Origin of the sequence: Pseudonocardia sediminis, from assembly GCF_004217185.1 — a bacterium.
GTDB classification, from domain to species: Bacteria; Actinomycetota; Actinomycetes; order Mycobacteriales; family Pseudonocardiaceae; genus Pseudonocardia; species Pseudonocardia sediminis.
Map to the genome: position 1 here is coordinate 4,091,881 of NZ_SHKL01000001.1, position 14,757 is coordinate 4,106,637.

At 74.3% G+C, this 14,757-nt stretch carries 14 protein-coding genes; 11 read left to right on the forward strand and 3 right to left on the reverse strand.

The genetic code is table 11. The features are described from left to right. Positions 1–129 precede the first annotated feature (129 nt). From EV383_RS18920 to EV383_RS18950, 7 genes are all read left to right on the forward strand, one after another. Entirely contained in the window at positions 130–405 is a 276-nt protein-coding gene (locus tag EV383_RS18920; RefSeq protein WP_130291141.1) for a hypothetical protein, read from the forward strand. Between the two features lie 659 nt (positions 406–1,064). Next, positions 1,065–1,685, forward strand: a complete 621-nt coding sequence (locus EV383_RS18925) for a class I SAM-dependent methyltransferase (RefSeq protein WP_130291142.1) — start codon at positions 1,065–1,067, stop codon at positions 1,683–1,685. 158 nt (positions 1,686–1,843) lie between these two features. Further along, the gene (locus EV383_RS18930; protein ID WP_130291143.1) at positions 1,844–2,284 is read left to right on the forward strand and encodes an STAS domain-containing protein; all 441 of its coding nucleotides are present in this window, start codon (positions 1,844–1,846) and stop codon (positions 2,282–2,284) included. A 353-nt stretch (positions 2,285–2,637) separates the two neighbouring features. After that, positions 2,638–2,973, forward strand: coding sequence for a WhiB family transcriptional regulator (locus EV383_RS18935; RefSeq protein WP_130291144.1), 336 nt, complete (start codon positions 2,638–2,640; stop codon positions 2,971–2,973). Positions 2,974–3,008: 35 nt separating this feature from the next. Next, a complete protein-coding gene (locus EV383_RS18940; RefSeq protein ID WP_130291145.1) occupies positions 3,009–3,497 on the forward strand; it encodes a DUF4383 domain-containing protein in 489 nt (162 codons plus the stop codon). A gap of 296 nt (positions 3,498–3,793) precedes the next feature. Next, on the forward strand, positions 3,794–4,027 hold the full coding sequence (locus EV383_RS18945) for a hypothetical protein (RefSeq protein WP_130291146.1): 234 nt from the start codon (positions 3,794–3,796) through the stop codon (positions 4,025–4,027). 321 nt (positions 4,028–4,348) lie between these two features. After that, positions 4,349–4,900: an STAS domain-containing protein gene (locus tag EV383_RS18950; protein WP_130291147.1), complete on the forward strand. Its 552-nt coding sequence runs from the start codon at positions 4,349–4,351 to the stop codon at positions 4,898–4,900. Between the two features lie 55 nt (positions 4,901–4,955). On the opposite strand, the gene EV383_RS18955 is transcribed toward EV383_RS18950, so the two are convergent. Next, on the reverse strand, positions 4,956–5,756 hold the full coding sequence (locus tag EV383_RS18955; protein WP_130291148.1) for a GAF and ANTAR domain-containing protein: 801 nt from the start codon (positions 5,754–5,756) through the stop codon (positions 4,956–4,958). Positions 5,757–5,879: 123 nt separating this feature from the next. Next, positions 5,880–7,472: a serine/threonine protein kinase gene (locus tag EV383_RS18960; RefSeq protein WP_165438398.1), complete on the reverse strand. Its 1,593-nt coding sequence runs from the start codon at positions 7,470–7,472 to the stop codon at positions 5,880–5,882. 858 nt (positions 7,473–8,330) lie between these two features. On the opposite strand from EV383_RS18960, the gene EV383_RS18965 reads away from it, so the two are divergent. The 4 genes from EV383_RS18965 (at position 8,331) to EV383_RS18980 (ending at position 14,229) form a co-directional block, all read left to right on the forward strand. After that, entirely contained in the window at positions 8,331–9,581 is a 1,251-nt protein-coding gene (locus tag EV383_RS18965) for a collagen-like domain-containing protein (RefSeq protein WP_130291150.1), read from the forward strand. Positions 9,582–9,811: 230 nt separating this feature from the next. Further along, on the forward strand, positions 9,812–11,947 hold the full coding sequence (locus EV383_RS18970; RefSeq protein ID WP_207223578.1) for a molybdopterin-containing oxidoreductase family protein: 2,136 nt from the start codon (positions 9,812–9,814) through the stop codon (positions 11,945–11,947). A gap of 72 nt (positions 11,948–12,019) precedes the next feature. Then, complete coding sequence (locus EV383_RS18975) at positions 12,020–12,391, forward strand: CBS domain-containing protein (RefSeq protein ID WP_130291152.1); 372 nt, start codon at positions 12,020–12,022, stop codon at positions 12,389–12,391. An 89-nt stretch (positions 12,392–12,480) separates the two neighbouring features. Further along, the gene (locus EV383_RS18980) at positions 12,481–14,229 is read left to right on the forward strand and encodes an ABC transporter ATP-binding protein (protein WP_130291153.1); all 1,749 of its coding nucleotides are present in this window, start codon (positions 12,481–12,483) and stop codon (positions 14,227–14,229) included. Here the strand turns inward: EV383_RS18980 and EV383_RS18985 are convergent. After that, positions 14,226–14,681: a MarR family winged helix-turn-helix transcriptional regulator gene (locus tag EV383_RS18985; RefSeq protein WP_130291154.1), complete on the reverse strand. Its 456-nt coding sequence runs from the start codon at positions 14,679–14,681 to the stop codon at positions 14,226–14,228. The two genes, EV383_RS18980 and EV383_RS18985, sit on opposite strands and share 4 nt — an antisense overlap. Positions 14,682–14,757 lie beyond the last annotated feature (76 nt).

Sequence of the window (14,757 nt, forward strand, 5' to 3'; positions counted from 1 at the left end):
CTGCCTCCAGGGTCGTCACGGCGACCGCCCGTCGCCCGGTTCCGCTGCCCGCCATGACGTTCGGGCCCAACGGTCGTTGATACGGGCAGGCGGCGACCTCCCTCGCCGGCCCCGACGTCGGGAGTGCTCATGACCTGTCTCGAGATGCCGATCGCCGCCGCCGTGGAGGACTGCGAGCTCGTCAGCGGCCTGCACGCCGGGCGGTTCGGCACCATCTCCACCGGCGCCGGCCGGGACCGGATCATCGGGGTCCGCCGGGAGCGCGGGACCATCCTGGTCGGCGTGATCGGACGGCCCGGGGTGAACTCCGTGCGCGTCGTCGACGAGGTGCGGGCGACGGTGGTCGCGCTCGAACCGGGGGCCACCGTCAGCGTCCGGGTGGAGGCGCAGGACCCCGCCGCCTGAGACGAGAGGGGCTCACGGTGGGAGGCCGGGACCGGGTCCGCGGCGGTCTGTTCCCGTAGCCGCCGCACGGCGACCTCGGACAGATCGGTGGCGTGGTAGCCGCGGCAGTGCGGCGCCAGGTCGCGCAGCAACAGCCCGGTCCCGGCTCCGATCTCCAGGAGCCGGCGCGGTTCGAGGGCCCGGATCCGTGCGACCGTCGTATCGCGCCACTCGTGCATGTCCGTCACGGGCATCGGGAGACCGGTGACACCGTCGCGCCAGGGCCGTCCGGTGCCGTGGACACGACGCGGGCCGTGACGTGGACCCACCCGTCGCGGACCTCGGCGGTGACGGCGGCGCGCTCGACGTCGGGATGCTCGGCGAGCGCCGTCTCGATCCCGTCCAGATCGGGTCGGGGACCACCGGATGCTCCGCGGTCGGTTGTCGGGCCGGGCGGGCCGGGCGGAGTCGAGACGGTGGACCGCCTGCTCCGGGAAGGTATCGACACCAGATCACCTCACGTCGTCGTCGGCGAGAACGTGGCACGGCGTCCTGGAGCGGGACTGTGCCCGGCCGGTGGACCGTCGTCCGACGCCGTGCTTCAGCCGCCCTTCAACCCCGGCGGCGACGCTGGGCCGACCGTGGGCCCGACACCGGGACCACAGGGAAGGAGACGCGACATGGGACAGGTGCACTTCGGGGTGCCCGGCGGGCTCGTCGACCACGTTCGGGCGAGCACCGGGATCCGGGTCGCGGTGGAGACGGGAACGTTCCGCGGGGCGAGCACCGTCGTCCTCGCCCGGGCGTTCCCGACCGTCGTCTCGTGCGAGGCCGATCCCCGGTGTCTGGCCCTGGCCGCCGCGACCCTGCGGGCGGCCGGGTGCGCCGAGCGCGTGCGGCTGGTGCAGGGCGGGTCGGCCGAGTGCCTCGCCGGGATGCTCGAGCGGATCGACGAGCCCGCCCTGTTCTGGCTCGACGCGCACTGGTCGCCCTGGATGCCGGTGGGCTGCGAACCCCAGTGCCCGGTGCGCGACGAGCTGACGGCGATCGCCGGGTGGGCGCACGCGGCGGACTCGGTGATCCTCGTCGACGACGCCTCGGTCTTCCGGGACCGACCCGACGACGCGGGGTTCCGCCCCGGCGACTGGCCGACCTACACCGAGCTGGTGGACCTGCTCGCGGGCGTGGCCGGGCACCGGATCCGGCTGACCGAGGACGTGCTCGTCGCCGGGCCTCTCCGGCTCGGCACGGTGGGCAGGCCCGCCCTGGACCCGGACGGCGCGGTGACCGCCGTTCCGTGACCGTGGCCGGTGTTCGTGTTGCCGATCCGGGACGGCCGACCTAGCGTTGGACACAGAGCGTCACGCGCTTCCGAGCCGTGATCAGCCATTCCCCACCGCGTCGCTCGAACAGCCCGGCGACCCGCCCACCATCTCGGTCCGAGCGGAGTCACCCTCTGATGCTGCAACGAATCCACGTCCCGGAGCCCGCGGGCCCGGTACTGCCTGCTCCGGAAGCCGCCGTGTGCGAGACCTCCGGGCTGCGGTGCGTCCTGCGCGCGGTGCCGGCCGTTCCCGGCGACGACGGGGTGATCGTCGTGGTGCACGTGGCCGGTGACATCGACCTGTCGAGCCAGGACGGGTTACGCGTGGCGCTGCGCGGCGGCCTGGCCGCGGCGCCCCGGCATCTGGTGCTGGACCTGTCGGACGTCCAATTCTGCGGAGCCCGTGCGCTGACCGTCCTCGCCGGCGCGCCGTGTGGGGCCGCCGGGGGCACCACCTGCGCGGTGAGCGGGCTGTCGCCGGTCATGGACCGGTTGGCCCGATGCCTCTGGGACGCCTCCGCGCCCACCCGCTACCCCAGCCTCTCCCACGCACTGGCCGGTATCCGGGCCGCATAGCGTCGTATTGCCGCCGCCCGACGCCTATGCGACGGTGAGCGGACTCGAATCGTATTCGTGCCGCACGGCCCGAATCGCCTCGACATTCACGGGAACGGCACTCGCCCGTTCTCACGGTCTCCCGCTTCGGTCCCCGGCGGTACCTGCACACGACGGAGTGCGCCGGCGACGAGGACCTCCCGGACACCGACCGCGACCTTCCTGTTGCGTGCCCCGGGTCGTCGTCGACGACACGGTGGTCGCGCCCGTCGCCGGTCCACCGAACAGAGGGAAACCCGATGAGCAGCACGAACACCGCCCGACCGCGTGCGCGCGACAGTGGGCACGACGGCACCGACGGGTGGCGATGACCGGTGGCCGACGTACGCCGACTCCCCGTCCCGGTCACCTCGACCTGGGACTGGCAGATGCGCGCCGCCTGCCGCGGCGCCGGCGACGAACTGTTCTTCCACCCCGCCCTGGAGCGGGGCCCGGATGCCGTCGCCCGTGACGACGCGGCCAAGCGGATATGCGCGGTCTGTCCCGTGATCGAGGAATGCCTCGCGCACGCGATGGCCGTTCAGGAGCCCTACGGCGTCTGGGGCGGAATGACGACCGGAGAACGCGAAGCCGTATTCCTGTACGACCGGCACAGGGCCCGCCGGGCAGGCACCCGGCCCGACCCGACGCCGCAGAGCCCGACCGGATAGCCACCCCGCCCCGCCCCACCCACTGGAGGTCCTCCATGGCTCCGCCGTCCACCACCCGACCCGGGTCCCGGACCCCGATCCAGCTCGCCGCCGCCGGTCTCGGGATCGTCTTCGTCCTCGTCGGCGTCCTCGGTTTCGTCCCCGGGGTGACGACCGGCTACGACCAGCTCACCTTCGCCGGGCACATGTCCGGTGCCGCGCTCCTGGGCGTCTTCGACGTCTCGGTCCTGCACAACGTCGTACACCTGCTGTTCGGGGTCGCCGGGCTCGCCCTGTCCCGCACTCCCGCGGCGGCCCGCGGGTTCCTGCTCGGCGGGGGGATCGTCTACCTGGTGCTCTGGGTGTACGGGCTGGTCGTCGACTTCGACAGCGCGGCGAACTTCGTGCCCCTGAACACCGCCGACAACTACCTGCACCTCGTCCTGGGCGTGGTCATGGTCGCGCTCGGGATGCTGCTGCACCGCAACGCCTCCCGCGGGCGGGCGGGCACCGGCCCGGCGACGGCGGCCGATGTCCGTCCATGACGGTCCCGCCGGGGACACGGGTGCACGCCCGCCCGGGGGCCGCAGGCCGGGACCGGGCGCGAGGCCGGGGTCGAGCGTGCGGCGCGGCCTCGGTCTCGCGGCGGTGACGGCCCCGGTCGTCGTCCTGGCCGTGGTGAGTATCGCGGTCGCGCCGCACGGACCGCTGGCGGCCGCCCTGATGGCTCTGTCGATCACCGCCGTCGGCGCGGTCGCGGCGCTCGTGAGCGTCACCCGGCGCGGGGACGCGACGGGCCCGGTCCCCCCGGGCGAAGCGGTCCGTCCCCCGGGAGACGGATGTGAACACCCCCGACGAGCATCTCGCTCCGATCGAGCTGGACCTCCTGCGTGAGCCGGAGGTGGTCCAGGCCGCGGCGCTGACCCTGTCGCAGCAGCTGCAGGTCGACTGCACGGCCGCCTACGCCGGCCTGCGGCGCAGCGCGGAGAGGGCACGCATGCCCCTGCCCGACGTCGCCCTCGTCGTGGTCAGGCGCAGGTGGGACCGCGCCACCGGGGACTCCGGACCCGGCTGACCGGACCCCCGCCCCCGGGCACGCCCGTCCGGATGCGACGGGAGCCGCGACCCTGTGAGACGGTCTCACGTGTCGAGTCGCTCCGGAACCCGGTGGCCGTGTAATCGAGCGAGCCGGACCCGGAACGCCGACCACCTCTCCTCCCGATGCGGAGCACGCAGCGCCGACGCGGTGACGTCGCCGTCGCGCCGCGGCCGCGGGACGGCGGGCACGGCCGGCCACCGGGACCGGTGTCGGGTCTGGAGCAGCGCTGTGCCGGTGTACGTGTGCGAACGATGCGGTGACGTCACGATCGACGACCAGAGGTGTCTGTGCGGCGGCGTGGTGGCCGGCCCGCAGACGGTCGAACGGGGCCGGAGCCCGTCCCCGGCCGTCGAACCCCGACCGGACCTCCCGGCCGACACGCCGCCGGACCGGGACGAGGCCGACGGGCAACGCTGGACCCTCCCCGAGGCCGCGCGCGACGCCCCGGTCCCCCCTCCCTGCGGCCCCCTGACGATCCGGCTCCGGTCACCGATCCTGCAGCTCACCGTCGCCCACGTCGGCGGGATCCTCGAGGAGTCCACGGCCAAGCAGCTCGGCAGGCGGCTCGGGGTCCTGTTCGGCCGGTCGGTCCACGTGGTGGTCGACCTCACCGAGATCACCGTCCTGACCCGCGGCGGCGTTCGGGCCCTGCTCGGCCTGCACCGCGCGGCCACCAGCCGCGGCACGCAGCTCTACCTCGTCCGCCCGTCGGCGAACGCGACGGGCACCGGTCGCCGGCAGCTCGGCCGGCTCGCCTCGGACCGCCTGGTCCGGCTCGTCCCCACCGCCGAGGCGGTGCTCGCCCAGGTGCTGGCCGCACCGCGGACCACCACCTCGGACCCCGCCTGACCCGTCCACCGGGACGTCACGTCCCGCGGCCGGTGCACCCCTTCCCGGCGGACCGTCACCGTTCGCGGTCGGCGACCGTCACCGGCCCCAGGACGTCGTCGGCGACCAGATCCGTCCCGACGACCTCGGTGGCGATCTCGGCGAGGCGCCGGTCGTGGCTGCGCGCGTAGCGGCGCAGGCGGTCGAAGGCCGCGTCGAGGGTCAGGCCACCGCGCTGGGCCAGCACGCCCTTGGCCTGTTCGATCGCGACGCGGCTGTTCAGCGCCGTCTTGAGCTGCTCGGCCAGCACCTGACCGCGGTGCGCGGTCCGCTCGGCGAGGACACCGATGGTCGCCACGTCCGCCAGCGCCTGCCCCAGGCCCAGGTCGGCCTCCGACAGGCCGCCCGGACGGCGACGGAACAGGCTCACCGCCCCGATCGTCTCGCCGCGCAGGCGCAGCGGCAGTGCGTGTACCGCACCGAGGACCCCGCCCCGCGACAGCGCCTCGACGAACCCCGGCCAGCGGGCCGCACCGGCGGCGGGGTCGGGGACACCGACCGCCGTACCGGACCGGACGCAGTCCACGGCCGGGCCCTCCCCGACCTCGACCTGGAACAGCCCCATCCAGTCGGTCTGCTCGTCGGTCGACGCCGCGACCCGCAGATGGTCGTGGCCGTCGAGCAGCACGACCCCGACCGCGTCGACGTCGAGCAGCTCGGCACAGTGTCCGGCGAGACGGTCGAGCTGGTCGACGACGTCGAACCTCTCGGCCAGCGAATCGGCCAGCGCGACGAACGCCGCGATCGTCCGGGCCTCCCGGACGTCTCGCGGACGGCGGTTCCCGACCTGGTCGGGCAGCCCATGGACGTCAGACATCGCCAACAACCCGTTCCCCGTGAGACGACATGCGGTCGTCACCGGGGGTCTGGAGCAACGCCGGAAACTCTAGCGGGGGTGGTCGAGGTCGGCGAACCCGCGGGCTCCGGGCCGGGTGCCCGGTCAGCGACCGCGCCCGCCACCGCTCCCGCCGGAGTCACCGTCGCCGCCGCTCCCGCCGGTATCGCCGTCGCTCCCACCCCGGCCGCTCTCACCGCTGCCCCTGTCGCCACCGGCCCCGTCGCCACCGGCCTTGTCGCCACGACCGTCGTTGCCGTCGTCGCCGCGGTCGCCCTCGTCACCGCCGTTCCGGTCGCGGGTGTCCTCGCCGTCCCGGCCACGGTCGCCCCCATCCTGACCAGCGGAACCGCGGCCGGCGTCGCCACGGGCGTCGTCCCCGTCGCGGGGGCCGGACGCTCCGGGGTCCCCTCCCGCGGAGCGTCGCCCCCTCTCGCCGCGGTCGTCCGCCCGCCCGTTCCCGCCGGAGTCCTGCTCCGGCGCCGCCGCCCCGGCGGTGCGGGCCGGAGGCGCGGTCCGCGGCGCCGACGGGTCCGGTGCCCGCATCGGCGGCGCGCCGGTCGCGGCGCCGGTGGGTGTGGAGACCGACGTCGACCGGCCGGACGGACTCGTGACACCGGCCCCGGAGGGGGCGGAGTCCGCCTCCGCCGTGCGCGGTGCCGGGACGGTCGGCGCCACGGCCACCGCCGGTGCGCGGATCATCGCGGGCGGCGGCACGGCGGCCGCGGCGAGCGGCGGGCCGGCGACCCCGCCGGCGGGCGTGGCGACACCGCCGATCATCAGTGCCCCGACGAGCCCTCCCACGAGGGCGGTCCCCGCGACCCCGGCCGCGATGAGCCGCGACCGCCTCCGCGCGTGGGCCGTCATCACTGACGGTGCCGTCACGTCCGGGGCGACGACCCCGGGCGCCGTGTCGGGCCCGTCGGTCCCGCCGCCGAGGGCCTCGAGTGCCGTGGCGACCCCGGCGGCGGCGGGTCGCCGGGCGGGACGGTCGTCGGTCATGGCCGACAGCAGCGAGGCCAGCCCGGCCGGCAGGCCCGGAGGGATCGCCGGGCCGTGGTGCAGACGGCCGACGACCGCCTCCGCGCTGGTACCCGGGAACGCCCGCTGCCCGCTGACCGCCTCGATGAGGACCAGCCCGAGGGCGTAGACGTCCGCGGGAGGACCGATGGGGTCGCCGCGCAGCTGCTCCGGGGCCATGTACGCGGCGGTCCCGATCAGCGCGTCGACCGCGGTCACCCGGGTCTCGTCGACCAGCAGCGCGATCCCGAAGTCGGCCAGGAGCGGCCGGTCCCCGTCGAGCAGCACGTTGGCGGGTTTGAGGTCGCGGTGGGTGACACCCCGGCCGTGGACGTAGCTCAGCGCCTCGCCCAGCTGCGCCCCCAGCATCACGACCCGGCCGGCCGGCAACGCACCCCCGCGCATCTGCTCGTCCAGCGACGGGCCCCGGACCAGCGCGATCACCAGGTACGACCGCCCCCGGTCCCGTCCGGCGTCGAACAACGCCACGAGGCCCGGGTGACTCAACCGGGCCAGTGTGGCGATCTCCTGGTCCTGACGGTACACACCGGAACCGTCGACGCCCGCCGCGAACATCTTCACCGCCACCGAACGGTCGCCGTCGCGGTCGTAGGCCTCGAAGACCGTCGAGGAGCCGCCCCGGCCCACGACGGGACCCAGCTCGTAGCGGTCCCCCACCACGTGTCCCGGCCCCGGTGACCACTCCGGCCCCGGATCGGGACGCGTGGCGGGCCCTCGACGGTCGACCTCGTCGGGCCGGTCCGCGTCGTCGCTTCCGCTCGCCGCTGACACCATCGAGAACCACCTTCACACCTGCACGTCCGGGCCATCCGCCCGGACGACAGACCTCCGGGGGCCTACCCGGACGCACGGTGGACAAACAGGCAGGTCGAGGCTCCGAGGGCCGCAGCCCTCCCCCGGCGACGCCGGTGCCCGTCCGCCGCATTCTCGTGACACCTGAGTCGACGGTGACGACGGAAACGGCCGTGACCATCGGCCCCCACCGGCACCGAATCCGACACCTCCCCATTTCGTCGGCAGCCGATCACCCACCGGGTCCTCCCCTCGGACGGCCCGATACGACCTACTGTCGAATTGTTTCGGACCGCCCCTCCCGTACGTCTCGATCCTCGTGCACATCCGTTCGTCCGACGCCCGGGACCGCCCACGGCCGAGCCCCGGGGACGAGCGGCGGCAACGACCAGGACGGGGATGGAATTGCGGCAGCGCAACGGGATTCCGGTCGAGACCGATCTCCACGACTCCCGCCGCCATCCCGCCCGTGTTCCGCTCCCGTGACCGTGTCGACAGCCGTCCCGGAACCGGGATGCGGCATTCGCGAATGGGATCCAGCGAATGGAGCAGAGAGATCTTATCGGCGAACAGGGTAACGCATTCAAACGGACGATCATCCCCTGTGGAACCGTTCGAAATCATGCTCCGGCCGGTTTGTGCCCGGCAGCGCGGGGTATTCACACATTATCCGAATCGGTCGACCGACCGATGTCGAGATCGAATGGAGAGGTGCTCCCCTGAATGGCTAAGCCCAACCGCACAGGATCCGGCAAGAAGGCCGCCCGCACGTCGACCGCCGACGGTGACACCGCCGAGGTCGCGACCGCGACCACGGACGACGGCGGGATCGACGCCGTCGCGGTGACCGTCGCCGTCCAGAGCGAGCACCCGAACGAGCAGGGCACCGGGAACGGCGCGTCCGCCGGCCGTGACCGACGTGGCGAGGTGGAGCCCTCGCGGGAACGAGCCACCGAAGGGACCTCCGGCCCCGCCGGAGAGACGGGCGCCACGGGCGCCACGGGCGTCCGAGGGCCGGACGGCACGCTCGGCGAGCGGGGCGACACGGGCTCCAAGGGCCCGGCCGGCCCGGCCGGACCGGCGGGTGAGCCGGGGGACAAGGGCGCCCGAGGTCCCGACGGACCCGCCGGCGAGCCCGGGGACAAGGGCTCGAAGGGCCCTGTCGGTATCGCCGGCGAGGCGGGCGACCGAGGCGACACGGGGGCCACCGGCGCGGTCGGTGAGCCCGGTGACCGGGGCGCCGACGGCGCAACGGGCGACCGGGGCCCCGTCGGCCGGCAGGGCACCGAGGGCCTGACCGGCGAGCAGGGCGACAAGGGCATCCCGGGCTCGACCGGACGACCCGGCGAGCAGGGCGACCAGGGCAGCACCGGGCCCGTCGGCCCGCTCGGCGAGGCGGGCCCGCAGGGGCTCGCGGGTGAGCGCGGGATCCACGGCCCGATCGGCGAGCAGGGCCTGCAGGGCGAGCGCGGACTCGTCGGCGCGCACGGCGTGCGGGGCGAGACCGGCGACCAGGGCGAGACCGGGGCGACCGGCCTGCCCGGCGGGCCGGGCCCGCGCGGCGTGATCGGCGAGCCCGGTGAGCAGGGCACCCGCGGCACCCAGGGAATCCAGGGCATCCTGGGCGAGGAGGGCGCAGCCGGCATCGACGGCCCGCAGGGACCCCAGGGCGAGCAGGGCGCGGCCGGTCGTCCCGGACCGGCGGGCCTGCCCGGCGTCCAGGGCCCGCGAGGGAGCGCCGGACCGGCGCTACTGCACCAGCCCAGCCCGCACGACCTCGTGCGCAACGTCGTCCACGCCGCGCTGGCGGTCACACCGCGCACGATCGTGGATCCCCGTGCCGGCTACCGGTACTGGTCCACGCTGGCGTCCCGGCTGGTGAAGCTGCAGGGTGGCCTGCTGCTCCGCGCCATCATCACGGTGCCCGAGACCGAGCCGGCCGGCGACATGTCGAACGTGCGCTCGATCGCCTAGTCGGCGTCCGCCCGGCCCCCGTCCGCCACGGACGGGGGCCGGGCTCCGTCCGTCGTGGCACGGGAGCCCCCGCGATCGCCGCCCGGCCCTGGCGCGTCCCGACAAGTCCCTGGCGCGCACGGCCAAGACGTCCGCGTCGCGACGTGGCGAGGATGTGGTCCACGGCACCGGTGGTGAGCCGGGACCCGAGCACGCCACCGGCCCGCTGGTCCCGAACACCAGGAGCTGACGTGACGACACTCGAAGAACTGACCCTGACCCCGACCACCACCACGGTCCGGGCCGCCTGCCCCCACGACTGTCCGGACACGTGCGCCATGCTCGTGACCGTCGAGGACGGCAAGGCGACGAACGTGACCGGCGACCCGGACCACCCGGTGACCCGCGGCGGTCTGTGCGTCAAGGTCAACAACTACCCGGACAAGACCTACGCCCCCGACCGGCTGCTCCACCCGCTGCGCCGCAGCGGCCCGAAGGGCAGCGGCCGGTTCGAGGAGATCACCTGGGACGAGGCGCTCGAGACGATCGCCGGGCAGTTCAAGGCCAGGATCGCCGAGCACGGCCCGACGACGGTGATGCCGGTCAGCTACCTGGGCAACCAGGGCGTCCTGAACGGGCTGTCCGTCGGTGACGGCTTCTTCCACCGGCTGGGCGCCACGGTCACCGAGCGCACCTACTGCGACTCCGGCGCGTGCACCGCCTACGCCTCGACGATCGGCGCCACGGCCGGCGTCGACCCGGAGAGCCTCGTCCACTCGAAGTACATCATCCTGTGGGCGACGAACACGATCTCGACGAACCTGCACCTGTGGCCGATCATCGCCGAGGCGCAGCGCAACGGCGCGAAGGTCGTCTGCATCGACCCGATGCGGCACAAGACCGCGCAGCGCTCGGACTGGCACATCCCGATCCGCCCCGGCACCGACGGCGCCCTCGCCCTGGCGATGATGAACGTGATCATCACCGAGGGCCTGACCGACGCCGACTACGTCGCCAACTACACCCACGGCTACGACGAGCTCGTCGAGCGGGTCGCGCAGTACACCCCGGAGTGGGCCTCGCAGGAGACCGGCATCCCGGTCGAGGACATCCGCACGCTGGCCCGCGAGTACGCGACGTCCGACCCGGCGATGATCCGGATCGGCGTCGCGGTGGAGCGGCACGCCGGCGGCGGCCAGACCGTCCGCTCGATCGCGTGCCTGCCCGCGCTGGTCGGTGCGTGGCGCCACGTCGGCGGCGGGCTGCTGCAGCTGCCGCTGTGGGCGCACCCGGTGAACTGGCCGGCGTTCATGCTCCCGGAGCTGCGCACCCCCGGCACCCGCGTGGTCAACCAGTTCCTGCTCGGCCAGGCCCTGACCGGCGAGATGGAGCTCGACCCGCCGATCACCGCGCTCATGGTCTACAACTCGAACCCGATGGTCGTCTCTCCCGAGCAGGACAAGCTCCGCCGCGGGCTGGAGCGCGAGGACCTGTTCACCGTGGTCAGCGACCACTTCCTCACCGATACCGCCAAGTACGCCGACATCGTGCTGCCGGCCACCACGGCGCTCGAGCAGCACGACATCATGTTCAGCTGGGGTCACTTCTACGTCACGCTGAACAATCCGGCCGTCGAGCCGGAGGGTGAGGCGGTCTCCAACACCGAGCTGTTCCGGCGGCTGTCGAAGGCCATGGGCTTCGACGACGCGGCGCTGCTCCGCACGGACGAGGAGCTGCTGCGCGACTCCTACGACTGGTCGGACCCGGCGATGGAGGGCATCACGCTGGAGTCGCTGCGCGAGACCGGCTGGGCGCGGCTGAACCTGCCGTCGAAGGACGAGTACGCCCCGCACGCCGAGGGCAACTTCCCGACGCCGACGGGCAAGACGGAGTTCCGGTCCGGGGCGCTGGAGGCGATGGGCAACTTCGTCGTCAGCCTGTTCCGCCAGCTCTCCGACGACCACCAGCCCGGTGGCACCGTCGACCCGCTGCCGTACTACATCGGCCCGCGCGAGACCGCCGAGGTCTACCCGCTCAACCTGCTCTCCCCCAAGTCGCACGCCTTCATCAACTCGAGCGCCGGTGACCAGGCGATGCAGAAGCGGGTCCAGGGCGAGCAGGCCGTGACGATCCACCCGCAGGACGCCGAGTCGCGCGGCATCAGCGACGGGCAGTACGTCTCGGTGCACAACGACCGCGGCCGGTTCGTCGCGCTGGCGAAGATCAGTGACGCGGTCGCACCGGGCGTCGTGGTCTGTCCCATGGGAACCTGGCCGAAGAATTCGAAGGACAACAGCACGGTTGCCGCCGTCAACCCGTTCGCGTTCGCCGACCTGGGGAACGCGCCGACGTTCTCCGACACCCGGGTCGAGGTCGAGGTCGTCTAGCCCGTGTCACATGAGATCGCCGTACCGGTCCGGCCGGGGACGTCCCCGGCCGGACCGGTGGTGGCCGATGCCATGATCCGTTTCCCGAAGATCTGCGGGACGGGCACCACCGTCGGGCAGGCACGCTCCTACCTCCTCGACGACCACGTGCACGCGCTGCTGATCGTCGAGGACGGGCTGCTCGTCGCCGTGGTCGAGCGCGACGACCTGCCCGGGGCTCCCGACGGGGACCCGGCGTGGCCGCTCGGCCGGTTGACCGGCCGGGTGGTCGGTGAGGGCGACGACCTGGCCGGCGTCACGCGGGAGATGGCCGAGCGCGGCCGCCGCCGCATGGCCGTCGTCGACGGCGGCCGCCTGACCGGGCTTCTGTGCCGCAAGCGCTCCGGGCGGGGCTTCTGCTCCGACGACGGCGTCGCCGCCCGCGAGGCCGAACGCCGCCGCTGACCGGACCGGCGCGGCACCCACCGGGCCCGCGCCGGGTGGCCCCGCCCTCGTCCCACCCCGTGCGGAGCGGACGCGCCTACTGTCGGGGCGTGTTCCGACGCCGAGTCCCACCGTCCACCGACGTCGGCCTCCGCAGGCTCTGGCCCTACCTGCGCGAGCACCGGGGCGCCCTCGTCCTGGTCGCGGTGCTCTCGGCGGTCACCGCCGCGACCTCGTTGGCCCAGCCGCTGCTGGTGGGGCGGGTGATCTCCGCCGTGCAGACGTCGGCCCCGGTGCTGCCGGTCGCAGCGACGCTCGTCGCGATCCTGGTGGGTGGTGCCCTCGTCGGCGCGGGGCAGTCGTTCCTGCTTCAGCGCACCGCCGAGGGTGTGGTGCTCTCCACCCGCCGGACCCTGGCGCAGCGGTTGCTGGGCCTGCCCGTCGCCGAGTACGACGCGCGCCGGACCGGTGACCTCATGTCCCGCATCGGCGCCGACACGACCCTGCTGCGCGCCGTCGTCACGTCGGGGCTGTTCGAGATCGCCAGCTCGGTGCTGGTCGTGGTGGGTGCCGCCGTCGCGATGGCCCTGGTCGACCTGGTGCTGCTCGGGGTCACGCTGCTCGCCGTCGCGGCCGGGGCCGTGGTGATCGGGGTGGTGTCGCGCCGGGTCCGGGCGCTGTCGCAGCTCACCCAGGTTCGGGTCGGCGAGATGACGGCCGCCGTGGAGCGCGCGCTGTCCGCGGTCCGGACCATCCGCGCGAGCGGCGCCACCGACCGCGAGATCGCCGGGGTGTCCACCGCCGCCGGCGCCGCCTACTCGGTGGGGGTGCGCAGTGCGCGCCTCGCGGCGCTGGTCTCCCCCGCGCTGACCGTCGCCACCCAGGGCTCGTTCATCGCGGTGCTCGGGATCGGCGGTGCCCGGGTCGCGGCCGGACGGCTGACGGTCGGCGAGCTGGTGTCGTTCGTGCTCTACCTGTTCCTGCTCGTGCTCCCGCTCGCCCGTCTCGCGCAGTCGTGGACGCAGCTGCAGACCGGCCTGGGCGCGCTCGCCCGGATCGAGGAGATCGTCGCGCTGCGCGGGGAGTCCGACGACGACGCCGTCACCGTCGCCGCGCCGGGGCCCGGCGCTCCCGCGCTGGAGCTGCGCGACGTCGACTTCCGCTACGCCGACGGCACGACGGTGCTGCACGGGGTCGGGTTCACCGTCCCCCGCGGGTCCCGGACCGCCCTGGTCGGGCCCTCGGGTGCCGGCAAGTCGACCGTGTTCGGGCTGGTCGAACGGTTCTACGACGTCACCTCCGGCGCCGTGCTGGTCGACGGGGTCGACGTGCGGGCCCGGCCGCGCCGGGAGCTGCGCGCCCGTCTCGGCTACGTCGAGCAGGACTCGCCGGCGCTGGCCGGCACGCTGCGGGAGAACCTCGTGCTCGCCGCACCGGAGGCGACCGGGGACGAGCAGCTCGCCGTCCTGGACGCGGTCAACCTGACCGGCCTGGTCGAGCGCAGCCCGCTCGGGCTCGACACCCCCGTCGGCGAGGGCGGCGTCCTGCTCTCCGGCGGGGAACGTCAGCGGCTGGCGATCGCCCGCACGCTGCTCGCCGCCCCGTCGCTGATGCTGCTCGACGAGCCGACGGCCAGCCTCGACGCCCGCAACGAGCAGGCCCTCAAGAACGCGATCGACGTCGCGGGCGCGCAGGACCGCACGCTGCTGATCGTCGCCCACCGGCTCTCCACGGTCGTGGACTGCGACCAGATCGTCGTGCTCGACCAGGGCCGGGTCGCGGCCACCGGGACCCACGACGAGCTGCTCGAGCGCAGCCCGCTCTACGCCGAGCTCGCCCGCTCGCAGCTCCTCACCTAGGCGGACGGGTCCCCGTCGGCGGCGCCGGCCTCGGTCTCCCGGGTGAGCAGCTCCAGGCACCCGGCGACGGCACGCAGGACGCCGGCCACCTGGTCCGCGCCGGGTCCCTGCTCGGCGATGCGGGTCAGCCCCGGGACGACCGGGTCGCGCAGCGCGTGCCCCAGCGCCCGGCCGGCCTCGGTGAGGGTCACCTCGATGACCCGGCGGTTGTCCGCGGGGCGGGTACGGGAGAGGTAGCCGCGCGCCTCGAGCCGGTCGAGCAGGGCGGTCCCGCTGCCCGCGGTGAGCCCGCAGCGGCGGGCGATCCGGGCCGCACGCAGGGGCTCCTCGTCCAGCAGGAGCCCGATCGCGGTCATGTCGGCGACGCCGAGCCGGTACCGGACGGACAGGGCGTTGCGGTAGCCGTCGACGGCCGCCACGAGCTCGCTCAGACCGGCCCGGACGTCGTGCACGCCATCGGGATCCGCCGTCGAACGCCTGCCTGCGATGACCGACCCCCTCTTGTTGTTACCGCTACTACTTTATCAG

Coding starts and splice junctions, on each gene's coding strand:
- EV383_RS18940 (WP_130291145.1), top strand. CDS start 3,009: ATGGCTCCGCCGTCCACCACCCGACCCGGGTCCCGGACCCCGATCCAG.
- EV383_RS18975 (WP_130291152.1), top strand. CDS start 12,020: ATGATCCGTTTCCCGAAGATCTGCGGGACGGGCACCACCGTCGGGCAG.
- EV383_RS18930 (WP_130291143.1), top strand. CDS start 1,844: ATGCTGCAACGAATCCACGTCCCGGAGCCCGCGGGCCCGGTACTGCCT.
- EV383_RS18920 (WP_130291141.1), top strand. CDS start 130: ATGACCTGTCTCGAGATGCCGATCGCCGCCGCCGTGGAGGACTGCGAG.
- EV383_RS18955 (WP_130291148.1), bottom strand. CDS start 5,756: ATGTCTGACGTCCATGGGCTGCCCGACCAGGTCGGGAACCGCCGTCCG.
- EV383_RS18925 (WP_130291142.1), top strand. CDS start 1,065: ATGGGACAGGTGCACTTCGGGGTGCCCGGCGGGCTCGTCGACCACGTT.
- EV383_RS18965 (WP_130291150.1), top strand. CDS start 8,331: ATGGCTAAGCCCAACCGCACAGGATCCGGCAAGAAGGCCGCCCGCACG.